The sequence below is a fragment of the Pseudomonas corrugata genome, assembly GCF_050920615.1.
Lineage (GTDB): Bacteria > Pseudomonadota > Gammaproteobacteria > Pseudomonadales > Pseudomonadaceae > Aquipseudomonas > Aquipseudomonas corrugata.
The window spans coordinates 4,033,357-4,059,144 of record NZ_CP130434.1 but is presented as its reverse complement, the minus strand read 5'-3'; the positions used below and the strand labels follow the sequence as shown (position 1 = coordinate 4,059,144).

Below are 25,788 nucleotides of genomic sequence, written 5' to 3'. Positions count from 1 at the left end.
TCCTTTCCGTAGATAGCTGGAAACTCTAAAAATCTCAGCTTCCAAGGGGTGCCCATTGGGTCTCTCGGTACTTCGAACATAGCCTGATCCCCAACGAGCCATGCTCATTGCGGACCTTTGATCCCAGTTTTGTCAGGGCCGTAACACGATCGGTCTCGTACATAGCAAAAGCGTTGAAATCGGAATCAAGCAGCACCAACGGCACAACGTCGAGCGGTTGCGCCAAATCAATGGAGCCCAAGCGGCCTTGTATCTTCGCCGGGCTCACCACGCATCGCCCTTTGATCTGGATACGTACAGGGCAGCCATTTCTCACGTCGGTCGCATCAAAACCGGCCATTCTGGCGCTATGCAGATCCAGGCCAAGCTTTGTCGCTGCTTCGTACTCAGCCTCCTGACGTCAGTTATCCGCTGCGCGTCGCGAGGCATGTTTGTCTGCGATAAAAGGCGTGAATAGCCCACACCACACCTACGAATAGCAATCCTGTCCCAAGCGCTTCCATCGGTGAGGGCCAGCGTTGGTTGATGAGCAGGCCCATCGTGGTTGCATAAATGGTTCCGCTGGCGATCAATTGCCCGCTCAGAGCCAGAGGTAGACGCCGAGTTGCGATCGACCATGCCCAGGCACCTGCAAGGGTCGCCCCTAACCCCTGAATTAAGCCACAGACTATTAGCGCCTGAGTACCTGCCAATCCGCTCGGATGACTAGCGAAGTGAGACAGTTTCAAGTACAGCCCGACTGGGATGAAGGCCAGCATCTCGACGCTGCACATGAAGATCAGCATGGCTGACCACAACATGGGAGACAGGCCTGGGCGTCGAGCCAAAGCACTTTCATTCAATAGGCCAAAACCTGTCCAGAACCCGATTGCCAGCAACGATGCGAGTAGTCCAAGCAGTAACGAAGCGGTCGGGAGCACTGCCGTCGCACGGCTAAAATCAAACACGCTCAGATTGACCAAACTTATGCCCAAGGCCGCCACCAACAGGGGCCCGGCAATGGCGCGCCAGGGCACGCTGGAGCTTCGCATGTTGCCGGCAATTGCGAGTACGATCGGTACCGAACCCATCATCACTGGAGGGATCACTGGCCCAGCTGCCAAGACCGCAGTGGTGATCAGGAAAAAGTAGCCGATGTATCCCAGGAAGCCCAGCAGTGCGGCACAGGCCCAGTCACTCAGTCGCAATTGCCGCACTTCGCTACGGTAAGCAAACAGCACGAGCAGGCTACCTGAACCGGCAAAGGCATAGCTCACCACAGCCAGATCAAAAAGGCTGTAATCTCCGACCAGCCCCGGAAAGATGTAGAGCAGCGACCATGAAAAAGTGGCGGCAATGGCCGCTAATAAACCTATGGTCATACGCTCTGCACCTGCTGGCTCTGCTTCCGGATCCAGCAATGAGCAACGTGCCGGGCGGTGTCGAATACCCGCACATCCTGGGCCATGGCGCCGCTGACAAAACTGCCCTCCAGCAAGATAAACAGTCCCTCGGCAACTACCTCAGGATTGCTTATGCCGGCGCTTATGGCCAAGGCAGCAAGATTTTCGCGTATCCCTTGCTTATGCCTGTTCACTGCCAAATGCACAGGATGGCTGAACTGGGGAAATTCAGCTGCGCTGTTGACGAACAGACACCCGCGCTCGCTATCTTGCAAAAGAAAGCGTTGATATAAATCGAAAAACGCGAGCATGCCACTGACCGGGTCAGGATGCTCTGCCAAGGTGCATGCTACCTCTTCACGCCAGCGTCGGTCACGCTCCTCAAGGCAAGCCACTATTAGCGCATCCTTGGAGGGAAAATGACTGTAGAGGGTCATCTTGGTAACACCCGCCATCGAGGCGATGGCCATCACACCAGTAATGTATATACCTTGTGACAGAAACAGCTTGAGCGCTGAGTCAATCAAGCGTTCACGGGTATCGTCCAATTTCAGGCACTCCGGCATGGCAACTGAGCCGACTATACTGACCGGTAAGATTGTGGTGCATCCAGATACGACCTGGATCATGGCCGCTACGACATTTCACGGGAGCAGACTGGGCGAAACAGATCACGGTTCTTCGGGTTCTACCTGCAATGCGCTGACGCTGTTGCCGTCGTTCAGGCGCTCGCTATCGCTTTGCTCATGGCATCACGGAACGTTTGCAAGGCAAGGCGATACGTCGATTGAGGTGCGGTATCCAATTCCTTGGGCGAACGAGCACCGGCCTATCTGCGCTACGGCTCCAGCTGTAACAGCTTCCGCGCATTTCCCTGCCAGACCTGCTGCGCTCGCTCGCTGCCTAATCCTATCCGTTCAAACCACAGCAAACTGTCTACCTGCCATTGTTCAATATCAGGCTGAGAGGTCTGGCCCAAGTCTGAACTATAGAGTGCCCGGGGTACGTCGCGCAGGACCTGGGTAAAGTCTTCCCATGGCTGGTAGCCAAGCAGGTAGGTCAGAGCGGTCTGTTCGGTGTAGACCATGGGCGCTTGCGCCAATGCGAGCAGGGCTCTGGCGTCCAAGCCGGTCAAGGGATTGGCCGGCTGGTTGAGCATCAGTCTGGGCACATCCAAGCGCACCGCCGCGTCTATCAACAGACGCACTTCATCAGCGTCGGCATGCCCGGTGGAGATGACGATTGGATAGTCTCGGGCCATCCGCAGCACGTCCAGAGTCTGCGCGTTCAGCTTCCCCTCATGGCTGACGGTCAGCGGCCGGATGGGGTATTTATCCAGGATCCAATGGCCGCTGTTGCGCTTGAGACGGGACTGATGGGGGCGGCCCGTGACGGTGGGAAGGTGCACGATAAGCCGGGCGTCACTGTCCCCGTGATGGCACAGCGAACGTTGTACCACCCTGAAATCGATACCGCCGGCGACTTCGTTGAGCACCACCGAGCCGGACACCGGAAGCCCTTCCTGCCGGGCCTCCCAGGCTTGGGATGCGGTGCAGCCCAGGTGGTTCTTCAGCACCACCCAGCCGTTCAACGAGCTGTAGCGACGGCCAGCCTCCATCACGCCATGGCGCCGTAGGTAGGCGTCCGGACCCGCGTGATAATGCACGTCGATAAAATCAGCCTCGAACAAACGGCGTGGATAACTCATGCAACCACCTCCAGATCGATGCCCAAGTGTTCGCGCACGGTGCGCATAACCAATGCCGGCGCATCGAGCAACGGGCGCATGCCGCCATCGGGGATGGGTAACCGGCAATGCCGGGCCTGCTCGTTGATATGCACATTGATACCGCGCACCAGCTGTGACTGTTCGCCATAGACTGTCAATAACGCACCGCGATAGCTGTGACTGGCTTGACGCAGGTCGAGGCGATTGAGCAGCCGGAAACCCAGGTGCAGGCGTCTGGCCTGGAGTGCCGCACTGGTCTGGTCGATGTCGATTGGCCCACTGGGGCGTATCCGCGTCGCTGGTTGTACGAGTTGATCGAGCAGTTGGAGCGCTTGTTCAAGATCGCCAAGCAGGGCCAGATCGGCCATTTTCCCCAGTCGACCATCGAGAATTCCATCCGCCAGGGCAGGGGAGGACAGCAACAGCACATTGCTGACGTGGGTCGCAAGGCAGGTGCCGAGTATCGCCTGGACAACTGCGCCACCCAGGGCCGAGCCTACCAGCAAATCGATCTGGCCCAGCGCCGACAATACTTGCTGCCAGCGCTGCGAAAAATCCTCAAGCGATTCGTTTTCGTCGGTCAATAGCGATAGCGTGTCGAATATGATCACCCGGTAACCAGCATCAACCAATGGGGCGATCATCGGTTGGAAGAACAGGCCTTCATCCCAAACGGGCATGACCGGCGACATGACCACTGCCAGTTGATTGCCATTGCCCCATTGGCTGCTGACTGCATTGGACGTTTGCATAATGCTTCTCCCGGCTGATCAGGCAATTTTGTCTAGAGCCAATAGTTGCTGACTGTTGCGCAAGATCCGCGTGGTTTCGCTCAACAGATCATGGACGATCTGGCGCGCTGGCTTGATGTCGCCTATCAGATCCAGAACCTCACCTGCCCAGATCGCCCGATTATCGAGGTCGTCAGCGAGGACCGCCCTGGCGTAGTCCTGGCGGACCGAGTCCGGTGCTTCTCGTAGTGCCTCATCACGGCCTAGCCAGGTTTGCGAAAAGCTGTTGGCAATGGCCCGGCCGCTGTAGTGTTCTGGCCATTCAATGCCACGCACCAGATCGAAAATCCGCGTGCGCACCGTGTCCGAGGTACTGGATTCGATCAGGCGCTTCTTGAACGCGGCCGAGGGTAAGGCTTCCTCGGAGGCGAGGAAACGCGTGCCCAGCATGACCCCATCGGCTCCCAGCATCAGCGCTGCCGCCACGCCACGCCCATCTGCGATACCGCCAGCGGCGATCAGTGGGATTTTGTCTCCGACTCGATCCTGCACGGCGGGCAGCAATGGCATCAGGCCACGGCGCAGGCTGTGCCCGCCAGCCTCGGCCCCTTGGACAATCAATGCATCCGCCCCGGCGTCCAGGGCCGCAATGGCCTGGTCCAACTCGTGGATCTGCACGATAGCCTTCGCGCCGGCCCGATGGATGATCGGCACGAATGCCGCAGGATCGCCAAATGACAATGCGACGGCGCTGGGTCCGTGTTCCAGTGCCAGGTCCAGCAGAGCCATGTTTCGGGCCACGGTGAACATCACCAGGCCGACACCCCATGGTTGCTTCAATTCCCGCATCGGCGCCAGCTCGGTGCGCATCCATTGCTCGTCGCCATAGCTGGCGCCGACCAGCCCCAACCCTCCGGCCCTGGATACCGCCGTGGCCAGTTTCGCCCCCGAGGCTCCCCCCATGGGCGCCAGGACGATTGGGTGGGTGATGTTCAAGCTTTGTGTGAGGCGCGTGTTGAGGTCAGCCATATCGATACTCCTGTTCTCGTGCGGGCAGGCCAGTAAGGCCTGCCCATTCCGGCTTTTTGATTCACTCAGTGATGAGGGCCGCGGTCAGCGCCTGGGGGATGAAATCGCTCACCTGGTAAAGGTGAAACTCCCAGGTCCCGGTGTCCTTGAGGCCTGAATAACGTGACATGAATGACTCGTCCTGAAACAACGAGTCGAAGGCATCCTTGCTGGTCCATTGCGCCTGGTTGATGACGGTTTTCCCATCGAGGCTTTTGTACAGTCGGCTCCACTGGAAAGCCGGGTAGGTCTGCGCCACGTACTGAACGGTATCGCGGAGGACGGCCAGGGCGGCATCTTGCTGGCCTGGATTCACATGGACGACGTTCACCAGAAAAATGGCTTGGTCTTCGCCCGATTGTGGCGCCTGGAATTGTTCGATCTGAGTCATGAGTCATTCTCCTTGAGATGGGGGCGGGTCATTGCGTCAGCCGCGCGGATATCGCCGGGCTGCCGTTTTCCCAAAGCAGTGGATTGATAGGCTCGGCGAACTGGACTGCGTCGACGCGGCCGATGATCACATCGTGGGAGCCGTAGCTGAGGCGTTTGTCCAAGGTGCAGATAAGGCTCGATTGCGCATCCGCCAGGCAGGGCAGGCCCTGGACGTCTTGCCATTGTCCGTGGGCGAAACGTTCGGGGCCTTTGACCTGTCCGGCGAACACCGGCACCAGAGCGCTATGGGCCGCGCTCAGCAGATTGACGCTGAAACGCCCGGACAGCGTGAGCGGGCTGTGGAGGCTGGCGGAGCGGTTGACGCAAATCAGCAGCGCGGGGGGCGAGGTGCTCACCGAGATCACCGCAGTCGCGACCATGCCCACCGGATCATCGCCGTCACGGCTGGCAATGATTGCCACGCTGGAGGTCAACCTGCGCATGGCGTTCTTGAACTGATCTGTCAATTCGCCAGGATCGACGTCGGCAGGCATCGGCAAGATCGCGACATTGCCCGAAACACTGCGGGCTCGAGAATATCTGCTCATGCCACGGCCTCCATGATCCTGACAGGTTTGTGCGGCGCGCGTTGGCCGGCTTGTTCCATCAACGGCAACACTTCCTTGACGAAGCGCTCAAGCCCGCTCTGGTAGTCCAGCCAGGTCAGGTTGATGCCGTCCACGCCCAGGTCGGACCAGCGCTGCATCTGGTCGACGATCATCTGCGAGGTACCCACCAACGGCACGCCAGCGAAACCCGCCTTGAAATGGAAACGGAAACGCTCGGCATCGGCGGCATCCTTGAACATGCCGCTTTGCACACCGATCTCGCGGGTCACGTTATCCAGCGCGGCATCGTCTCCATGCTGAGTCACGTAGTAGTCGAGCTTCTGGTGCGCCTGGTCCAGAGTGTCTTCGTGAACGACGTAGGCATACACCCAGATTTGCAGTTCCCGGCCATGTTCCAGGCGAGCCAGATCGCGGTAGGCCTTGATCTGCTCGCGGATGGTGTCGTCGTCATCTTCGTGCTTGAGGATCAGGAACGCTGCGTCGCAGTGCTTGGCACAGAATTGGCGACCCCTTGGAGAGCCGCCTGCGTTCATCAGGAACGGTCGGTTGATCGGCTTGGGTTCGGCATAGCCTTGCTTGACGTTGAAGAATGCGCCCTCGTAGTCAAAGTACCCGTTGGCCTCCCATGCTTTTCTGGCGATCTCTATCCATTCATCGGCATGGTCGTAGCGTTTGTCGTGGTCACGCTGGTGACCATTGAACATGCCCATTTCCTGGCCGAACCAACCGCAGATCATGTTCAACCCGAAGCGGCCGCCACTGATGTGGTCGATGGTCGCCGCCTGTTTGGCGGCAAACAATGGGTGGACCGTGGACAAGTGCGACGTGGTGAACAGTGCGATCTGCTCGGTGACCGATGCGAGGCCGGCGGCCCAGGTGTAGGTTTCGTAGGAGACGCCCATCGGATTGCTGGCGCCTTCCCAGCCGCGCCAACGACCCACGGGCAGCAAAAGCTCAAGGCCTGCTCGATCGGCCAGGGTGGCGATTGCCAGGTTGCTTTGCCAGTCAGCCGCGCGGTGGCGCTCCGGAGCGGTGGTCAGCGTGCAGCCGCCTTCAATGTTGAAGCCGAACACGCCGAGTTTGATTTTGTTCTGGCTGTCGCGCACCGGGTTCGGCTTGCGAATGGAAACGTTTGCAGTGGTCATGTCGTGAGTACTCTTTCAAATGAATGGAATAAGTCGTAACTCAAACGTTGGCTTGCTTTTCCTTGGGTGACAGCCAGGGCTGGTCGTAGCGGTGCAGGGCGCGGGCTTGTTCCAGGGTGGAGCCATCGCTCACGCTCTGGATGATGTCTTTCTCGGTCTGCTCGACGGCCTGGGCGCGTTGGATGACCTGTTCGGCCTTGTCGGCAGGTATGGCGAGGCAGCCGCTGCTGTCGCAGATCACCAGGTCGCCCGGATTGACCGTGACGCCGGATATCTGCACGGGAACCTGGGTCGCCTTGAGCTGCACTCGGTTCTTCGCCGATTGCATGAAGCGGGCGCGACTGAACAGTGGGTAGTTCAGGCGTTGGACCGTATCGATATCCCGCGCGGCCCCGTCGATCAGCGTGCCGCGAATGCCCCGGCTTTTCGCGACGTGGGTCAGGATGTCGCCCCATGTCGTGCAGTCGGTGCGCCCAGGGTTGCTGGACACAATGACCGCGTCGGACGGCACCTCATCGATGTAGTTGGCAGCGGTCCTGAAGCCGCTTCGTTGATGCACGGGCTCGTACAACACCGTGTAGGCGAAGCCCACGCAGCGGGTTCCCGGCACCTGCTGATTGAGACCTGCCAGGCCCCCGGCCAGTCCCAGGCTGTCGAGTGCATCCGACAGGCTGGCGGTGTCGAGTGCCTCACAGGCTTTGAGCAGCGCGTCGTTGTTTCTCACGTCGGGAGAGATGATTGCGTTCATGCGTGGGCTCCTTTTTTCAGGGCGTCCTTGCCCTGGTTTACGGACGGCCGGGAGGTCGGCTCGTCAAGCAGAACCGCCCATTCGAGAGTTTGCTTGACGATGGCTGTCGCGACTTCGAAGGTGCTGGCCGTTCCGCCCAGGTCGTAGGTGCGGCAATCACTGCGTGCCACCTGGGCAACCGCGTTTCGAGTCGCTTGGGCGGCGTGGGCATGTCCAAGGTGTTCAAGCATCAGCGCGACGGACAGGAACATCGCGCTCGGGTTGGCCCGGTGCTGGCCTGCATAGGCGGGCGCGCTGCCGTGCACGGGTTCGAAGTAGGCGCCCTGGGCCCCGATATTGGCGCTGGGAGCCAGGCCCAGGCCACCCATGACGCCGGCCCCGAGGTCGGAAAGAATGTCTCCGAACATGTTTTCCGCCACGATCACCCCGAAGCGTTCTGGCCGTCGGACCATCCACAACGCAACGGCGTCGACGTTGTCGATACTGCATTGGATGTCGGGGAAGTCCGCGGCAACCGATTCCAGGATCTCTCGGGCGAACGCGCCGCTGTATCGCAGAACGTTGGGTTTATCCGCCAGCGTGACGCGGTCATAGCCTTGCTGGCGCGCGTGTTCGAACGCAAAGCGGAACAGGCGCAAAAGCCCTGCGCGGGTTTGCAGGCGCACCGTCATCGTGGCGTCGCTGCAGCTCTCGCGCATCCACGGCGCTCCGTTGCGTTCGCGCTCAGCCAGTATCGGCTCGAAGGCTTGCGGAATGCTGGCAAAATCCAGCCCGGCGTACAGGCCTTCGGTGTTCTCTCGAATCACCGAAAAACGATAGCGGTTATTGCCCAGCACATCGGTAACAGGCCGTACGTTGGCAAACAACCCGAGTTTTTGGCGAAGCTGGATTACTGGCGAAACATAAACCCGTCCGGTCCCCCTGAGTGCTGATGAAAGTTCTGCTTCTGCCTCTCGAAGAGGCTTGCTGGTGATGGCCCCCAACAGCGTTGCATTACTTTCGTTGATCAGATTCCAGGTTCTATCCGGAATGCAATTTCCCTCTTTCTGCCAGCAGCTCCAACCGATATCTCCAAACTTCAGGTCGATGGGCAACTCAAGCGCTTCAAATAACGGCAGTACCGCTTCGGTAACTTCGACGCCAATGCCGTCGCCTGCCAATACACATACTTGTTGGCGCTGGCTCATTAGCGAATACCTCCACTTGCAAGCGAAGGCGACAGAGTTGTCGTCAACGGCTTTATAGGCTTTTCCGATTTGCGATTGCCTTGTTCGTGCAATATTTGCAAGGCGTGGAAAGTTGAAGCGGGGCGATGCGTCTTTACTACCTCATCCAGGCGATACTGAACATCGAAGGGCATGTTGTAAGTGCCCATCATGACATCCGTCAACGACAACGGAAGGCTGCTGGCCGGTACAGTGTCGGCGGTGAGCTGGGATAAGTGCAGGGCACTTACCAGATCATAGTCATTGCGAATCCCGGCACGCTGCAGGTACGCGACAAATACACCCAGGTGCAGGTTGCCGGCTCCTTTGCCCATGCCGCAAATGGATGCATCGATGTATTCGGCCCCGGCATCCATGGCGGCGATTGAGTTGGAAAGCGCCAGGGAGAGATTGTTGTGGGCATGAAAGCCCAGGGGAATCAGGACTCGGCTGGATATTCGCGTGATCAGCCGGTCGACATCGGCCGGAATCATGTTGCCGTTGGAGTCCGCAAACACCAGCAGGTCTGCCCCGGCGTTTTCCGCGCGCAGGCTCATGTCGGAAATTTCCGCTGGCCCCAGCGTCGTGACGTGAGTGATATTCGCGCTTACCTGAAAACCGTAGGACTTGGCTAACCGCACAGTGGCCAACCCATCTTCCAGACGGTCGCGGCGCAGGCAAACCCTGATCATTGACACGCCATGCTCCTGAAGCAACTGAAAGTCGCTGGCATCAACGTTGTGCGGATGCACCATGACGCACAAGTCGATCCTGCCCGCCGCGGCGGCATGGACCGCGCTCAGGTACCGGGCATCGACAGCACTGGTGAGCCCATGCTCGTGCTTGCGTACGAACGAACCGTTGCGGTAACCGATTTCGCAATAAGGAATGCCGGCTTCGATCATTTGAGAAATTGCGGTTTGGGCGTAATCAACAGTAAAGTTGAAATCATTACGGTACCCACCATCTCGCAGCGTGACATCGATAATCTTTATCTGGCTCATGAATACAGTCCCTTTATCATGTTTCGAAGGCACGCAAGTGTGCCGTTTTTACTTCGAATAAACAGAGGCAACCAGGAGTAACAATGTCTTGCGCAGCCGAATACGTATAACATTCTGCCGGCAGCGGCAGCGTTATTCATCGTACGGGCAGGGGGATTTATTATTGTAGGAGTACAGCGATACAGCTTTATCCAAGGTCATGCTTCAAGCGGCAGCTCATTTGCCTGACCTGGTTCGATACTGGACAATATCCCATGAGTTGTAAACAGGTTGTTTTTAACAGCCGCTGTTAAAAATTTCCCAATCGAATCGAACCATTTATTAGCGATGTTGCTGGGCAAAACAATGAATGACGAAGTCCATCATTGCTCGTATTCCGGGAGCAGTTCGCATGTCGCGATGGACCACCAGCCATAGTTCAGCATGTAACGGCTGTTCTTCGACCGGGACTCTTTGCAAACCGCCTGGGGCATCGGCCATGAACACAGGCAGCAACGCGATACCAGCCCCCGCCCTGGCCGCTTCGGCCTGTACATCGAAGGATTTTACCCTTAGCACCACGGGCCGTTGGCCTGCGGCATTCTCCAGCCAGATGCGCTGAGGAGAAGGCTCCTGCTCATCGTCATGGGCAATGAATTCATAGGCTGAGGCCGCTCGGTCCTGAAGATAGGAAGGTGCAGCGAAGAAGCCGAAGTCCAGGGTGCCGATCTTGCGCACGACCAGATCCGTCTCGGTCGGGCGTCCGACGCTGATTGCGATATCCGCTTCGCGTCTGGCCATGGAAGCCATGCGCGGGTTGGACAGGATCCGCACGTTGACGTCAGGACATTGTTCCCTTAACCGACCGAGATGGGGCGCAATGAAGTGTGTCGTCAGGTGGGGAGGCGCGCTAAGGGTAATGTCCGCGACTTTATCGGTGCGAATCGCGCAGACCGCGCGACTCAAGGCACAAGCCGTTTCCTGCATGCGGTTACCCAATTGGGCGATTCGTTCGCCGTTTTCGGTCAACTCGTATCGGTGGCTGCGTCGGTCCACCAAGCGTATCTTCAGGGCCGTTTCGAGGGCGGCTATCCGTCGTGAGACGGTGGCGTGCTCGACGTTCAACGATCGTGCCGCAGCCGCCAGGGACCGTATCCTCGCAAAGGCAATGAAGTATCGAAGGTTTTCCCAGTCGAACTGGGTGCTGTCCACAGGGAAATCGACGGTTTGCGTGGCTGTGAGTGGGGTGCTGCTAACATCCATATCGTGACTCCGTCCGAGTGGTTCTGACCGATAGAAACTCCGCTGAGTTCGAAAAAGACCGTGGCTTGCCACGGTCTTCAATGAATGACTTTAGTGCAAAACCGCTTGGGTTTCCGGCGCAAGACCAGGCTGTCGCGCCCCGTACACAAGCACCTTGGTCGCGATTGTCGCGGCTGCCAGCGTGCAGAAAGCAAGGCCGCTGATGATGGTTCCTTCCATGCCCATGCGTGCCAGGAACCAGCCACCGGCAGTTGCGCCGAGCGTCACGCCAAGGTTGATGAACGAGATATACAGGCCGGTAACAAATTCAGGAGCCTCCGGGGCTTCGGAGGTCAGCCATACCTGGGTCACGATCAGGCCACTGGTATGGGTGGCCCCCCAAAGCACGACAATCAAGACCATCGGCAAAATCGCTGGACTGGCAAAGAAATGAAGAATCAGGTACGACGCGCCCAGCATGATCGGGTGCATCAGGGTAGTACCCACTTTGTTCCTGGACAGCAAGCGGCCCGCCAGCAGATTACCGGCCACACCGCCCACACCGAACAGGATCAACAGGGCGCTGATCACCTCACCGCTCATGCCGGCTTCACGAGACAGGTACTCGGCGCTATAGGAATACACTGAAAACATCGCACCGAAGATCAGGGTGGAGGCCAGGATATTGAGCCACAACGTCGGTTTGCGCAGGATAGCCAACTGTTCCCCGTAAGGCGTCCGCTGTCCGGCAAAGGTATCGGGTAACCGGGCGATGATGCCCAGCCCGGCAATCACATTGACCACGGTGCAGAACAGAAAGGCCGCTTCGTAGGAGAAGCGTGCGGCGATCCAGGTGGTGATAGGCACGCCCAGAACCATGCCCATGCTGGTGCCGACAAATGCCTTTGCCGTCGCCTGTGTAGCCTGTTCCTTGGGATAGAGAGAGGCCACCGCGACGAACGCCAGTGAGAAATACACCGGATGGAAGAACGCCGGAATGATCCGCAGGACTGCCAGTGATCCGTAATTGGGCGCATAAGCCGACAAGGCGCTGGAGCCGGCGAAAATGAACAGTGACAAGGTCAGGACCCGCTTGCGGTTGTAACGCGAGAGCAAAAGCACCATGAAGGGACCGAACACCGCGATGATCAGGGCGAACAGGCCTACCAGATAGCCTGCCTCCGAGGCGCTTACGCTGTAGCGTTCGATGATCACGGGCAAAATACCGACCACGCCGAACTCGATGGTGTAGACCCCGAACAAACCCAGGGCAATGAAGAACAACGGGTTGAACATTTTCATGGCCGGTCCTCCAGGGTCACGATGACTTTACCGAACTGCTCTCCGGCTTCCAGATATCGATGGGCTTCGACGATTTCTTCGAAGGCAAAGGTCTTGGCGATCACTGGGGACAGGCTGCCATCGACCAGGCCGCTGGATACGAACCTCTTGCCTTGGGCAAACAGGACGGGATCGTTGACGACTTCATGCAGCAGGTATCCCCGCAACGTCAGGCTTTTTCCCAGCACGGTGAACAGCGGAAAGGGCGAAGGTTCGCTGCTCAGGGCGCCGTATTCGATGATGATGCCGCCGCGACGGGTGGCGTCCGCCAGTTGCTCGATAGCCGGACCGCCCACAGGATCGAAGACAACCCGCACGCCATTACCGGCGGTGATGTGCTCGACACGTGCTGCCAGGTCTTCCACGTCGCTGACGATCACATGGACGGCACCGGCCGCCAGCAGTTTGCGCACCTTCTCCTCACCACGGGTTACTGCGATAGGAATCGCCCCAACCCGGTTCGCAATCTGGATGGCGGCCAGGCCTACGCTGCTCGACGCCGCGGTTATCAGCACGAAATCTCCCGCATCCAGCTTTGCCACGGGTAACAAGGCGCCCCAGGCCGTGAGATATTGCATCCAGACTCCAGCGGCCTGCTCCATGCTGAGCGAGTCGGGATGCCGGACCAGCATCGCCGCCGGGACGACCGCTCGCTCGGCATAGGTTCCCCATTGAGCGATGCTCGAAGGGGGAACCAGGCTGACCGGATCACCTATTTCAAAGTCGCGTACGGCGTCGCCCACGGCTTCGACAAAACCTGCGGCTTCGTATCCCAGTCGGCTGGGGAACTCAGCTTGTTCCAGGTACTGGCCGCGCCTGAACATCGACTCGGCGCGGTTGAGACCGATGGCCCTGACGCGGATGCTGACCTCATCGGGGCCGGGCTGGGTGACCGGTAGGTCCTCTATCCGCAGGACCTCTGGATCACCGTACTCATAAAATCGAACGACACGTGTCATGGTATTTCTCGCAAGGGTTAGGAACGTTTTCAGTCTAGGGGCGTGTCCAATGCAGAAAAACGCGCTGGAGTTCCGGTGTTAACGGATGTATGTGTCCGTAATGGAAATCGATTGGCGCTGAGGTAGCCGGCGGCCGACGCTGCGAACCAGCACGTAGAAGAGCGGGGTGAAGAGCAGGCCGAAAGCGGTCACGCCCAGCATGCCGAAGAACACCGCGACGCCCATGGCCTGGCGCATTTCCGAACCGGCACCGGTAGAAATCACCAGGGGAACGACGCCCATCACGAAGGCAATCGAAGTCATCAGGATCGGTCGAAGCCTCAGCTTGCTGGCTTCCCAGGCGGCGCTCAGAGGGGTACGCCCCTGGCGTTCCAGATCCCTTGCAAATTCAACGATCAGGATGGCGTTCTTGGACGCCAGGCCCACCAGCACCATCAGGCCGATCTGGGTGAAGATATTGTTATCTCCTCCTGTCAGCCAGACGCCCGCGAGGGCCGAGAACACGCCCATTGGCACGATCAGGATCACCGCCAGCGGCAACAGAAGGCTTTCGTACAGTGCCGCCAGTACCAGGAAAACCAGTAGCGTGCTGACCGCAAGCACCCAGCCGGTTGCGTCACCGGCCAACCGCTGCTGGTAGGTCAGGTCGGTCCATTCCATGCGTATGCCCTGGGGCAGTGTTTGCCGGGCGATGCGCTCGATGGCCGCTTCCGCCTGGCCCGAGGAGTAGCCAGGGGCAGGCGCGCCATTGACGTCCGCCGCTGTAAAAGCGTTGTAATGCACGACCATTTCCGGCCCGTAACCGGGCTTGACCGACAACAACGTCGATAGGGGCACCATGTCGCCGTATGCATTGCGTACCTTCAAACGCGTGATGTCTTCGGGATTGGCCCTGAAGGGCGCATCTGCCTGCGCCCGAACCTGGTAGACACGCCCGAAAAGGTTGAAATCGTTGACGTACAGAGAACCCAGGTAAATTTGCAGGGTCTCGAATACGTCTGTCACCGAGACGCCGAGCTGCTTGGCTTTGACCCGGTCGAGATCGACATCCAGTTGAGGCACGTTTATCTGGTAACTGGAGAACAGTGGTCCCAGCTCCGGTGCTTTGGCAGCCTCGGTCATGAACGCTTTGACCGCGCTGTCGAGGGCGACATACCCCAGGCTCGCCCGGTCCTCGATCTGCAATTTGAATCCGCCAAGCGTCCCCAGGCCCAGGACGGGGGGCGGGGGGAAGACTGCCGTGAAGGACTGCGTGATCCTCTTGAATTCGCCATTGAGGTCTGCCGCTATCCGGTTCGCCCCCAGCGACTCGCCGGAGCGTTCGGCAAATGGCTTGAGGATCACGAAAATGATCCCGGAGCTTGACGAGTTCATCAGGCCGTTGACGGACATGCCGGGAAACTCGAGGGTATGGGCAACGCCAGGATGCTTGAGCGCGATGTCATTCATTTGCTGGATGACCTGCTCGGTGCGATCCAGCGAGGCGCCGGCGGGCAATTGGGCGAAACCCACCAGAAACTCCTTGTCCTGGGCCGGAACGAACCCCGTCGGCAGCGTGTGGCTGAGCCATGCGCAGGCACACAGCAGAACGCCGAATAATGCGAACGTCCTGCCTTTGTGTGCCAGGACTCCGCGCACGCCGGCGCCATAGCGGTCCTCGGCTTGCTTGAATAGACGATTGAAACCCTTGAAGAACCGCCCCATGACGTTGTCGATCCCACGCTCCAGTGGATCTTTAGGTGCGCCGTGGGGCTTGAGCAGCAGAGCGCAGAGGGCTGGGGAAAGTGTCAGCGAATTGAACGCCGAGATCACCGTGGAGATCGCAATGGTCAAGGCGAACTGGCGGTAGAAGCCGCCGGAAAGACCGGGCATGAACGCCAACGGAATGAACACGCAAACCAGCGTCAGGGTGATGGCTATGATCGGTTTGCTGACTTCTGCCATGGCTTTGTGAGTTGCTGGGTGAGGCGCCAATCCTTGTGCGATATTGCGTTCGACGTTTTCCACTACCACGATTGCGTCGTCGACAACGATGCCGATCGCCAATACCAGGCCAAACAGCGACAGGGCATTGATGGAGAACCCGAACGCCAGCAGGAACGCCAGCGTGCCGACGATGGATATCGGCACGGCCAGCAGTGGGATGACTGATGCACGCCAGGTCTGCAGGAACACGATGACGACCAGCACGACCAGCACGATGGCTTCGAACAGGGTGCTGATGACCGCATCGATGCTGGAACGAACGAATTGGGTCGGGTCGAAGACGATTTTGTAATCGACGCCCGCCGGCATATCGGCCTTGGCTTCAGCCATGATTTCCCGGGCACGGGCAGAGATATCCAGGGCGTTGCCGCCCGCCATCTGGAAAACCCCGAAGCCCACCGCCGGCTGCCCGTCCACCAGCGAGCGAAGCGCGTAGGTAGAAGCCGCCAGCTCGATCCGGGCCACATCGCGTAAATATGTCACGCCCCCATCCGGCACCGTCTTGATGACGATGTTGCCGAATTCCTCTTCGGTTTTCAGGCGCCCCTGGGCATTGACCGAGAGCTGCAGCTGGACGCCGGCGCGCATAGGCGAAGCGCCTATGACGCCGGCCGCGACCTGAATGTTCTGCTCGCGGATGGCCTGGACTACCTCGCCGGCGGTGAGGCCTCGCTGCACCACGCTGTCGGGGTCGATCCAGATGCGCATGGCGTAATCGCCGCCGCCCCAGATGCGCACTTCGCCGACGCCAGGTATGCGCTCAAGCTGGCTCTTGATGTTCAGGATGCCGTAGTTGCGCAGGTAGTTGGCGTCGTATTCATTGTTGGGCGACACCAGATGGATCGCCAGGGTCTGGGTCGATGACGATTTGCTGGTGGTGACGCCCAGGTTCAACACGTCGGCCGGGAGACGCGGCAGGGCTTCTGAGACGCGGTTCTGCACCAGCTGCTGGGCCTTGTCGGGATCGGTACCCAAGGCGAATGTCACGTTGATCGCCAACGTTCCATCGCTGTTGGCCTGGGATTGCATATACAGCATGCCTTCCACGCCGTTGATGCGCTCTTCAAGGGGCGCGGCAACGCTTTCAGCCACCACCTTGGGGTTGGCGCCTGGGTATTGGGCGTTCACGACGATCAGCGGCGGAACGACATCGGGGTACTCCGACACCGGCAGTCGCGCCAATGAGAGGAGGCCGGCCAACAACACAAGGGCGCTGAGGACACCGGAAAAAATCGGACGGTCGATGAAGAATCCGGAAATATTCATCACTGTTGCGCCTGTGGCTGTGACGGTGCGCGTACCGGAGCAACCTGGGTGCCCGGCGTCGCCAGATGCAAGGAACTCACGACAACCTGTTCCTCGGGTTCGATACCCTGGTCAATGACACGAAGGGCGCCCTGGCGGATCCCTGGCTTGACCTGCCGGTACTGGACGCGGCCTTCGGCATCGACTACCAGCACATACTTTTTGTCCTGGTCGGTGCCGATGGCGCTGTCGTCAACCAGGGTCGCGGGGCGACTGGCACTGCCTGGCAGCAGCACCCTGGCAAACAGGCCCGGGCGCAGTTCCCCGTTGCTGTTGTCGAAACTGGCCCTGACCCGGATAGTGGCCGACCGGGTATCCAGCCGATTGTCCAGGGAGCTCAGCTTGCCTTTTCGGGGATAACCCTCTTCATTGGCTAACCCGAGCATGACCGGTACCGGATCGGCTGTCGGGCGGTTGCCCAAGTAGCGCAGGAAGGTCTTTTCATCCACGTCGAAGTCTGCGTAGATCGGCGAGATCGACACCAGGTTTGTCAAGGCCGTGGAGCGTTCGCCCACGTCGACGATATTGCCCGGTGTCACTTCTACTCGTGAAGCTCGACCGTCGAACGGTGCGAGAATGCGGGTGTGCTCAAGATCAAGCCTTGCCAGCTCGACCCTGGCCTGGGCTTCATTGACCCTGGCCTGGGCTTCGTTGGCGCTCTGTATGCGCTTGTCCAGGTCGGTTTTTGCGATGGCGTTGCTGGAAATCAGATGCTCGTAGCGCTGCAGTTCTTTCTGGGCAAACACACTCATCGACCTGGCAGCCACAAGCGCAGCTTGAGCTTGTTGCAGCGCCGCGGCATAAGGCCGTGGATCGATCTCGAACATCAGGTCACCTTTGCGCAGCATCGCGCCGTCCTTGAAGTGCACGCTGATGAGCGTGCCGGCGACTAGAGGCTTGATAACCACGGTGTCGGTGGCGACCAGGCGACCGGTATAGCTCTGCCAGTCGACGACATCACGCGTGACGGCGGCCATCACTTGCACCTGGGGCAGCGGTGCGGGGGCGGGGTTAGCCTGGGCAACCGGCGACTTCATGCTGATTGCGAAGCCGGCAAGCGCCGCCAGCACCAGTGCGCCCAGTGCCCAGGCGGGCACGCCGCTCAACCTGCGAGTAAACGATGACATGGCAAGCATCCTTTCTAAATGGAGAAAATCAGATTTGCGGGACACTCAGTGGCCGCTCGATCGGCTTGGCCTTTCCCCAGCGCCGCATGGCGGGCCGCTCAACGAAGGTGAATAGCAGCCAGCCACCCAGGAGCGACAGACAGAACGTGGTGGCAAGAATGAGAGACGCCGGTACAGCGGCAAAACGTTGGCCGTCCAATAGCGAGGTCACACACGTCATGATCAGCAGATGGATCATGTAGAAGCCGAACGAGATCTCCCCCAGCCAGACCATCAACGGATATCGAAACCAAGACTTGCGTTGCGCCACATCGGCGGCAGCCAGGCTAGTGATCAGTAAGGCAATCGGGATAACGGTGGTGAGTGACAGGCTGTAGATAAAGGGCACTTCTCCTGCGAGGAAGTAAGCCATCGCCGCCAATGCCAGGGCCGGTGCCAGCGGGATGGCAATCCAGCGCCCCGTCATCAGAATCCTCGCCATCAGCATGCCGAGAACGAACTCGAACAGCCGTAGTGGCGGAAAGAAGTAAGCCAACCACCACTGATTCAGGGAGATCGGGTATTCGGCGATCTGCGGTTCATCGTTGACAACTTCGGCAATGAGCCAGTGAGTTGCGGCCATGGCGCAGACTGTCACGCCGACGGTCAGCCAGAGTCGGTCCTCAGGGACCTTCCACAATGCGCGCAACAGAAACGGGAACGCCAGGTAGAAAACCAATTCGCAACACAGTGACCAGGACGGTCCGTTGACACTCAGGAACACCGACATATCCGGCACCCAGGCGTGAACCAATAGCAAGTTGGGCAACCAGGCGCTGAGGGCGGTCAGTGGTACGGCGAACAAGATCATCGCCAGGATGAAGGTGATCAGGTGGTTGGGGTAGATTTTTACCAGGCGTCGGCGCCAGAACGCCCCGAGCGTATCGTTCCTGCGGGCGGACCAGGTAATGACGAAACCACTGAGCACGAAAAAAAACGAGACCCCAATCCAGCCACCCACACTGAACAAGCGCTGGAAGCCGGAGACGATGTGCTGGTCTGTAAACGGATTGAATCCGATGATTTTCGTCAGTGAGGCGTGAAAGAAGAACACCAAGGCTGCCGCGACAAATCGAAACCCCGTCAGGGAGTCCAGTCGCACGTTGGCATGGTTGTGGTACAGGCGTGAATGCGTCATGAGTCGATACCTTTCAATAAAGATCCGCGGCACTGGCGGAGGCCCAGGTGCCTGGTCGATTCCGTGGGGCAGGTAGCCAAAACAAAGCTGGGCAACTCAAATTGCATTCGCATGAAGGCCGGCTCTCAAGCCGGTCTTTTCATGATGGACTCCTTATCGCAACGCAAGGCAGGCGTCTTTTAAGCGCCGTATACGGCGTTGCACAGATCGACAGTGAACTGCCCGAACATCCCTTCGAAGGCGGTGTTGGTGAATGCCACCACGGAGATCTGCTGGGCCGGATCGACAAACCAGGAATGACCAAAAGCCCCGCCCAGGCGCCAGGTACCGACAGACTCCGGCACCTGTGCCGCTTGTGGGTCAGTCAGCACGGTGAAGCCCAGGCCGAACCCACGACCAGGCCAGTTGGCAAGTTCAAGATCGCCGGTCTGGACCGTTCCCATCTCCTTCGAAAGGCTCGCTGGCATGAGCGCGCCGCCGCCCTGGCGCAAGGTCTCGAGCAGGATCAGGAACTCTTCGGCGGAGCCGATCATCCCGGAACCTCCCGAATGGTAGGCAGTGCTGTCGAGGGCACGATCCGCATCCATGCGGATGCCTGCGGTGTCCTCGAAAACCTCGATCACTTCGACGCCGTTCATGCGGCGTGGTGCGGGATCGGCATTGAGATAGGCGGCCGTCAGACGGGAAGTGTCGACGACGTTGAAACGGGTATCGGACAGGCCGAGAGGCTTGCACACCAGTTGCTCGATCGCGTCGGACAGACTGGTTTCAAACACCCTTGCGATCAGCGCGCCCAACACGTCGGTCGCGATCGAATACCCCCAATGGGTGCCAGGGCGATACAGTAGCGGCGCGGTAGCCAGCCGCCGGATGTTTTCCTCCAGAGTCAGCGGCGCGCTTTCCAGCCCGTCACACACACCAGCCTGCGCATAAGCGCCGCCGCCCTTGGCTTCGAGAAAACCGTAATTCAGGCCGGCGGTATGGCTGAGCAATTGGCGTACGCTGATGGACACGCGGGTGCCGTCCGCCAGGGTTGGCTGGAACTCCGGTAGCCAGCGAGCGATAGGGTCATCCAGGCCAATGCGGCCCTGGGCTACCAAGGCCAGGGCCGCAGTCGAGGTGATTGGCTTGGTAACCGAAGAGAGCCGGAACAAGGCATCGGTGCGCATCGGCAGGCCAGCCTCCCGGTCGGCCAGGCCCACCGCGTTGCGATAAGTGATTTCGCCGCGACGGGCAACCAGTACCACGGCTCCCACCAGGCGCTTTTCTTCGATAGCGCTGTTCAGGGCCGCGTCGATTTTCGCCTGCATGGGGTCAGTGGCGAAAGCGCTGGCTAATTGGATGGATTCTTTGGCGGTCATGATTACGATTCCCTGCTGTAATGGACGTCGCCATGCTAGGTCGCAGACGGCAGGGGAAACAGAGGCTAGAATTCCGGACACATCGGACGTTTCGTTCCGCAATCCAAGACGCAAAACTCAAGGAGAGAGCGTGGACAACCTCAGCGGAATCTCGGTTTTCGTTCAAGTTGCCGAAACTCGCAGTTTTGTCGCGGCCGGACGGCAACTGGGCGTGTCGTCATCGGCGATTGGCAAAAGCGTCGCGCGCCTGGAGCAGCGCCTGGGCGTCAGGCTGTTTCATCGCAGCACCCGAAGCATCAACCTGACAGCGGAGGGCCTGCTTTTCCTGAACCGCTGCCAGCGCGTGCTCAATGAACTGGAAGCGGCGGAACTTGAGCTGTCGAGCACCAGCAGCGAACCTCGGGGCAAGCTGCGCGTGAGCCTGCCCTTGGCCGGGCAGTTCCTGTTCACGTTGTTGTCCAGCTTTGCCAAGCGATACCCGGATATCCATCTGGAACTGGACTTCAGCGATCGTCTGGTGGATGTCGTGGAGGAGGGCTTTGATGCGGTGGTCAGAACCGGTGAGTTGAACGACTCTCGCTTGGTGGCGCGGCGATTGGGTGCTTTTCGTTTCTTGCTGGTGGGGGCTCCGGGCTATTTCCAGGTCCAGGGCACCCCCTTGAATGCCAGCGACTTGAGCAACCATGACTGCTTGTTATATCGGGTGCCTTCCACCGGCAAGCTTGAGCGCTGGCCGCTACCGGATAAAGCTCATAACGGCGCGCAGGATCTGCGGGCCGTGCTGGTCTGCAACAACATCGATATGCTTTTCAACGCCGCGATCGAGGGGCGGGGCATCGCCTGTCTGCCGGAATTCGCCGTCAAGGAGGCCCTTGAGTCCGGAGCGTTGAAGGCCGTGCTGACCCAAGAAGTAACCCGCACCATCCACTTTAGCGTGCTGTGGCCGCCGAATCGCTTCATCACGCCCAAGCTGCGCTGTTTCGTGGATTTCATCTCCTTGCATATGTGAGCGGGCGGGCGCGGCCTACAAGACACCTGATCCATTCAATCCACGCCGCACCCGCCCCGGCGTCTCACCATATATCTCCTTGAATTTCTTACTGAAAGCCGCCTGGGATTGATAGCCCACCTGGGATGCGATGTCAGTCAGTCCCAAGTGCGAATGGCTCAGCAGGCTGAAGGCCAGTTCCATTCGAACCTGCGTCAACAAGACCCACGGCGAAACGCCGGCGACCCGCACGAAAGCTCGCATGAACGTTGCACGGGACATGCTCGCAATCCCGGCAAGCGCATCCACTGTCCATTCGTAGCCCGGGTCCGCCAGCATCGATTGCCAGGCGCGGCCCAGCTGCTTTTCGGACAACAAGGCCAGGGTGCCAGTGTGTTGGCCGTGGCTCGCGAGGTGAGCGCGCAGGATCAGGGTGAACAAAGCTTGGGACAAGGCATCGAGTAAGAAGTGCGCGCCGACCTGATCGCTATCGGCTTCACCTCGCAACATGTCGACCAGGGCCGGCAAGGGGGCACTTGCAGGGAGGGCTGCACTGGGAATCACGAGATGTTCAGGGAGGGCAGAGAACAACAGGGAGGCACGATTGTAGTGAAAATTTCCGCAAAGCATGTCCAGGTCAGTGCTCCCGCGGCCAATGCGGTAAAGCGGCAGTGTGCCACCGGACACCAGCCTCGGGGTTCGCGGCTCAGCCGTTTTCCCGATGCCATGCAGGAGGTGCGGTGCCCCGCGAGGCAGAAGCAGAATGTCTCCTGCACGCATTGGCAGGCGCTGTCCGTCCGGAAGTTCGACGCGGCACTCTCCCGCCAACACAATGTGATAGGGCGCTTTTCCCAAGGCTTCCTGCGCGTGATCGAGTGCCCAATCTCCTTGAAACTGACACCGTAGATCCACACTGCCTCGCACGTTGGCCAAGCTGATGAGTTTATCGATCGAATTCATTTGAGCGCTTCGCATAAAAATTTGAGCGGATCGGACAAACTCGAATCTCGCCCTGGGGGGAGACTGAGCCTGTCGAAACAGTACACCAACTTGCTCAGGAGTCATGCGATGTTCAACAACTGGTCCGAACTGCTACCCACCATTCAGAAGGCTTTCGGCTCGCTCGGAAAGAGCAACCCGAAAATGGTCAAGGCTTACATGGCCCTTGGCGAAGCTTCCGCCGAAAACGATGTACTGGATGGGAAAACCCGAGAGTTGATTTCGATTGCCGTCGCTGTCACCACCCGTTGTGACGGATGTATTGCCGTCCACGCGGACGCGGCGATCAAGGCTGGAGCCAGCCGCGAAGAAGTGGCGGCCACATTGGCAACCGCCATTTCGCTCAACGCCGGCGCAGCTTACATCTATTCGTTGCGCACGTTGGAAGCGTACGACTCGCTAAAAAAATAGAGCCTGCCGATGCAGGTCTGGCCTCGGTACCATGCGGTATCGGGGCTTTTTGTTGCCAGCAGGATCTTCGGGTTTCCCCCCGACGCAACGCGGTCGGTAATCCATTACGATGAGACGGTGAACTCACTGACAATGGAGACTACCCACATTGTTGCTGACTGACGTACCGTAATCGCGAGCAAGCTTTGCTCCCACGGGTTTGTGGCTTACTCACTGGCATCAGCCCGCCTTGAACAGGATGCGCCTGTTCAACCACAGGGTGCCGACCTCAATGGTTGGCACGGTGCTCAGGTCATGAGTCCAGAGGCGGGCAGAGCCTGATGCCAGCTAGCGGCGCAAAACCTGTGGGAGCAAAGCTTGCTCGCGATAGCGGCAGACCAGCCAACATGGTTGCTGACTGACGTACCGTAGTCGCGAGCAAGCTTTGCTCCCACGGGTTTGTGGCTTACTCACTGGCATCAGCCCGCCTTGAACAGGATGCGCCTGTTCAACCACAGGGTGCCGACCTCAATGGTTGGCACGGTGCTCAGGTCATGAGTCCAGAGGCGGGCAGAGCCTGATGCCAGCTAGCGGCGCGAAACCTGTGGGAGCAAAGCTTGCTCGCGATAGCGGCAGACCATTCAACATGGTTGCTGACTGACGTACCGTAGTCGCGAGCAAGCTTTGCTCCCACGGGTTTGTGGCTTACTCACTGGCATCAGCCCGCCTTGAACAGGATGCGCCTGTTCAACCACAGGGTGCCGACCTCAATGGTTGGCACGGTGCTCAGGTCATGAGTCCAGAGGCGGGCAGAGCCTGATGCCAGCTAGCGGCGCAAAACCTGTGGGAGCAAAGCTTGCTCGCGATAGCGGCAGACCAGCCAACATGGTTGCTGACTGACGCACCGTAGTCGCGAGCAAGCTTTGCTCCCACGGGTTTGTGGCTTACTCACTGGCATCAGCCCGCCTTGAACAGGATGCGCCTGTTCAACCACAGGGTGCCGACCTCAATGGTTGGCACGGTGCTCAGGCCATGAGTCCAAAGGCGGGCAGAGCCTGATGCCAGCTAGCGGCGCAAAACCTGTGGGAGCAAAGCTTGCTCGCGATAGCGGCAGACCATTCAACATGGTTGCTGACTGACGTACCGTAGTCGCGAGCAAGCTTTGCTCCCACAGGTTTGTGGCTTACTCACTGGCATCAGCCCGCCTTGAACAGGATGCGCCTGTTCAACCACAGGGTGCCGACCTCAATGGTTGGCACGGTGCTCAGGTCATGAGTCCAAAGGCGGGCAGAGCCTGATGCCAGCTAGCGGCGCAAAACCTGTGGGAGCAAAGCTTGCTCGCGATAGCGGCAGACCATTCAACATGATTGCTGACTGACGTACCGTAGTCGCGAGCAAGCTTTGCTCCCACGGGTTTGTGGCTTACTCACTGGCATCAGCCCGCCTTGAACAGGATGCGCCTGTTCAACCACAGGGTGCCGACCTCAATGGTTGGCACGGTGCTCAGGTCATGAGTCCAGAGGCGGGCAGAGCCTGATGCCAGCTAGCGGCGCAAAACCTGTGGGAGCAAAGCTTGCTCGCGATAGCGGCAGACCAGCCAACATGGTTGCTGACTGACGTACCGTAGTCGCGAGCAAGCTTTGCTCCCACAGGTTTGTGGCTTAACTGACTGGCATCAGGACAGGCCTCTGTCTTGCAGCTCAGACGGCGACCGATTCCAGGGTCGATTCAAGGAAGCGGAAGGCCGTCTGTTTAGAGTGGTGGGTCGATTCGAAGAACGCCAGGTGACTGCCGTTGCTCTCCACGTGCAGCAGTGCGTCGCTGATGGACTCGGCAATACGCTGTGAGCCGCCGATGTGGGTGGTTTCGTCGGCGTCGCCGGCAACCACCAGCGTCGGCACGCTGATCTGCCCCAACCGCGATTGCAGCTCAGTCTTGTTCAGCGCATCGTTGAGCCGCGCATAGCGGTAGAACAACTCTTCGTTGACATAGGGGTAGAGCGCCGCATGGGCGATCGAGTCCGGGATGGTCGCCAGTGTCGCCTGGTCCAGGAACAACGCCTGCAAGTCGCTGGCTTCGTTGCGGTCGACGGCGGCCGACTCCATTAGCCATTCGAAGTTCTGCTGATGGGCGGTGCGCAGGCTGTTGTCGCCCAGATTGTAGTCGCCGTGCCACAGGCTCAGGGAGTTCACCCGCTCGGGGTGGATGGCGGCGGCGCTCAACGCGATCACCGCACCACCGCAGATGCCCATCAAGTGCGCGCTGGGCAGCTCGTAGTGGTTCATCACGTTGATCAGGTCGCCGACCTGGGCATCGGTGTCCACGGAGAGTTGGTCGAATGAGGTACAGGAACCGAACAGCCCCCGGGTCTCCCAGGTGACCACGAAGAATCGCTCGCTCAGGGCATTGAACCAGTCGCGACACAGGTCGAACGGCATGCCGCAGGGCAGTGCCAGGACGATCGCCGGGCGGTTCTGATCCGTGCTGGCATGCACTGACAACGCGACGTTGTCGCGGGTGATCAGGTGCACCGTTTCAACCTCGGGCACCGAACCACTGAAATCGAAGTGTCTGACCAGGCGCCCGAACTCCCTGACACTTTCGAACTCGTCGAAGTGGTCATAGGAAAAATCCAGCGCCTGGCAGATTTTCTTGCTGATAAACATTTCGAAGGACGACAGCTGCGCCTCACCATCGTGCACATACTGCACGGCTTTTACGCCGATGCGTGCGAAGGTAGCACTGACCGCCCGTTCCGTCGCTCTCACGCTCGGAGAAGCCTGGTCGGGTGGCGGCTCATTTGCCTGGGCGAGAAAGCTCAGGCAAATGGGATCGGGCAGATGGATGGCAAGGTGCCTAAGCATCCTCACGGTCTCGCACAGGCGCGTTGCTGCGTCGGTGGAAATAGTCATGGATTGGGG

At 59.3% G+C, this 25,788-nt stretch carries 22 protein-coding genes; 2 read left to right on the top strand and 20 right to left on the bottom strand.

The genetic code is table 11. From position 1 onward, the window contains the following. Positions 1-404: 404 nt before the first annotated feature. From QZH45_RS17775 to QZH45_RS17690, 18 genes are all read right to left on the bottom strand, one after another. Positions 405-1,361, bottom strand: a complete 957-nt coding sequence (locus QZH45_RS17775; protein ID WP_024780226.1) for a DMT family transporter — start codon at positions 1,359-1,361, stop codon at positions 405-407. Beyond that, positions 1,358-1,930, bottom strand: a complete 573-nt coding sequence (locus QZH45_RS17770; RefSeq protein WP_024780225.1) for a TetR/AcrR family transcriptional regulator — start codon at positions 1,928-1,930, stop codon at positions 1,358-1,360. The genes QZH45_RS17775 and QZH45_RS17770 overlap by 4 nt, the downstream gene beginning before the upstream one ends. Before the next feature lie 290 nt (positions 1,931-2,220). Then, positions 2,221-3,090, bottom strand: coding sequence for a DUF6282 family protein (locus QZH45_RS17765; protein WP_024780224.1), 870 nt, complete (start codon positions 3,088-3,090; stop codon positions 2,221-2,223). Further along, positions 3,087-3,863, bottom strand: coding sequence for an alpha/beta fold hydrolase (locus tag QZH45_RS17760; protein WP_055135095.1), 777 nt, complete (start codon positions 3,861-3,863; stop codon positions 3,087-3,089). The genes QZH45_RS17765 and QZH45_RS17760 overlap by 4 nt, the downstream gene beginning before the upstream one ends. Before the next feature lie 18 nt (positions 3,864-3,881). Beyond that, positions 3,882-4,871, bottom strand: a complete 990-nt coding sequence (locus QZH45_RS17755) for an NAD(P)H-dependent flavin oxidoreductase (protein WP_055135094.1) — start codon at positions 4,869-4,871, stop codon at positions 3,882-3,884. Positions 4,872-4,932: 61 nt separating this feature from the next. Continuing rightward, positions 4,933-5,301: an antibiotic biosynthesis monooxygenase family protein gene (locus QZH45_RS17750; protein WP_024780221.1), complete on the bottom strand. Its 369-nt coding sequence runs from the start codon at positions 5,299-5,301 to the stop codon at positions 4,933-4,935. A gap of 28 nt (positions 5,302-5,329) precedes the next feature. Further along, complete coding sequence (locus QZH45_RS17745) at positions 5,330-5,890, bottom strand: flavin reductase family protein (RefSeq protein ID WP_024780220.1); 561 nt, start codon at positions 5,888-5,890, stop codon at positions 5,330-5,332. Further along, a complete protein-coding gene (locus QZH45_RS17740; RefSeq protein WP_024780219.1) occupies positions 5,887-7,056 on the bottom strand; it encodes an LLM class flavin-dependent oxidoreductase in 1,170 nt (389 codons plus the stop codon). The genes QZH45_RS17745 and QZH45_RS17740 overlap by 4 nt, the downstream gene beginning before the upstream one ends. A 40-nt stretch (positions 7,057-7,096) precedes the next feature. After that, positions 7,097-7,804, bottom strand: coding sequence for an RraA family protein (locus QZH45_RS17735; RefSeq protein ID WP_024780218.1), 708 nt, complete (start codon positions 7,802-7,804; stop codon positions 7,097-7,099). Beyond that, complete coding sequence (locus tag QZH45_RS17730; RefSeq protein WP_055135093.1) at positions 7,801-8,991, bottom strand: isocitrate/isopropylmalate dehydrogenase family protein; 1,191 nt, start codon at positions 8,989-8,991, stop codon at positions 7,801-7,803. The genes QZH45_RS17735 and QZH45_RS17730 overlap by 4 nt, the downstream gene beginning before the upstream one ends. After that, positions 8,991-10,013, bottom strand: coding sequence for an aldolase catalytic domain-containing protein (locus QZH45_RS17725; protein ID WP_055135092.1), 1,023 nt, complete (start codon positions 10,011-10,013; stop codon positions 8,991-8,993). The genes QZH45_RS17730 and QZH45_RS17725 overlap by 1 nt, the downstream gene beginning before the upstream one ends. Before the next feature lie 321 nt (positions 10,014-10,334). Continuing rightward, the gene (locus QZH45_RS17720; RefSeq protein WP_024780215.1) at positions 10,335-11,255 is read right to left on the bottom strand and encodes a LysR family transcriptional regulator; all 921 of its coding nucleotides are present in this window, start codon (positions 11,253-11,255) and stop codon (positions 10,335-10,337) included. 90 nt (positions 11,256-11,345) lie between these two features. Then, positions 11,346-12,536 carry an MFS transporter gene (locus tag QZH45_RS17715; RefSeq protein WP_024780214.1) on the bottom strand — a complete coding sequence of 397 codons (1,191 nt, stop codon included), beginning with the start codon at positions 12,534-12,536 and terminating at the stop codon, positions 11,346-11,348. Then, entirely contained in the window at positions 12,533-13,534 is a 1,002-nt protein-coding gene (locus tag QZH45_RS17710) for a zinc-dependent alcohol dehydrogenase family protein (protein WP_053191147.1), read from the bottom strand. Before QZH45_RS17710 ends, QZH45_RS17715 begins: the two co-directional genes overlap by 4 nt. Before the next feature lie 78 nt (positions 13,535-13,612). After that, positions 13,613-16,786 (bottom strand): efflux RND transporter permease subunit, encoded by a 3,174-nt coding sequence (locus tag QZH45_RS17705; protein ID WP_055135091.1) that lies wholly within the window; start codon positions 16,784-16,786, stop codon positions 13,613-13,615. After that, positions 16,786-17,952, bottom strand: coding sequence for an efflux RND transporter periplasmic adaptor subunit (locus tag QZH45_RS17700; RefSeq protein ID WP_024780211.1), 1,167 nt, complete (start codon positions 17,950-17,952; stop codon positions 16,786-16,788). The genes QZH45_RS17705 and QZH45_RS17700 overlap by 1 nt, the downstream gene beginning before the upstream one ends. 28 nt (positions 17,953-17,980) lie before the next feature. Beyond that, on the bottom strand, positions 17,981-19,129 hold the full coding sequence (locus QZH45_RS17695; RefSeq protein WP_053191152.1) for an acyltransferase family protein: 1,149 nt from the start codon (positions 19,127-19,129) through the stop codon (positions 17,981-17,983). A 179-nt stretch (positions 19,130-19,308) separates the two neighbouring features. Further along, complete coding sequence (locus tag QZH45_RS17690) at positions 19,309-20,490, bottom strand: serine hydrolase domain-containing protein (RefSeq protein ID WP_055135090.1); 1,182 nt, start codon at positions 20,488-20,490, stop codon at positions 19,309-19,311. A gap of 130 nt (positions 20,491-20,620) precedes the next feature. Here QZH45_RS17690 and QZH45_RS17685 point away from each other — a divergent pair, with 130 nt between their 5' ends. Beyond that, positions 20,621-21,499, top strand: a complete 879-nt coding sequence (locus tag QZH45_RS17685) for a LysR family transcriptional regulator (protein WP_024780208.1) — start codon at positions 20,621-20,623, stop codon at positions 21,497-21,499. A 15-nt stretch (positions 21,500-21,514) separates the two neighbouring features. Here QZH45_RS17685 and QZH45_RS17680 read toward each other — a convergent pair whose 3' ends face one another. After that, complete coding sequence (locus tag QZH45_RS17680; RefSeq protein WP_055135089.1) at positions 21,515-22,438, bottom strand: AraC family transcriptional regulator; 924 nt, start codon at positions 22,436-22,438, stop codon at positions 21,515-21,517. Positions 22,439-22,546: 108 nt separating this feature from the next. Between QZH45_RS17680 and QZH45_RS17675 the strand changes: the two genes are divergently transcribed. Continuing rightward, complete coding sequence (locus tag QZH45_RS17675) at positions 22,547-22,888, top strand: carboxymuconolactone decarboxylase family protein (RefSeq protein ID WP_024780206.1); 342 nt, start codon at positions 22,547-22,549, stop codon at positions 22,886-22,888. A 1,679-nt stretch (positions 22,889-24,567) separates the two neighbouring features. Here the strand turns inward: QZH45_RS17675 and QZH45_RS17670 are convergent. After that, on the bottom strand, positions 24,568-25,779 hold the full coding sequence (locus QZH45_RS17670; protein WP_024780709.1) for an alpha/beta fold hydrolase: 1,212 nt from the start codon (positions 25,777-25,779) through the stop codon (positions 24,568-24,570). Positions 25,780-25,788: the final 9 nt, after the last annotated feature.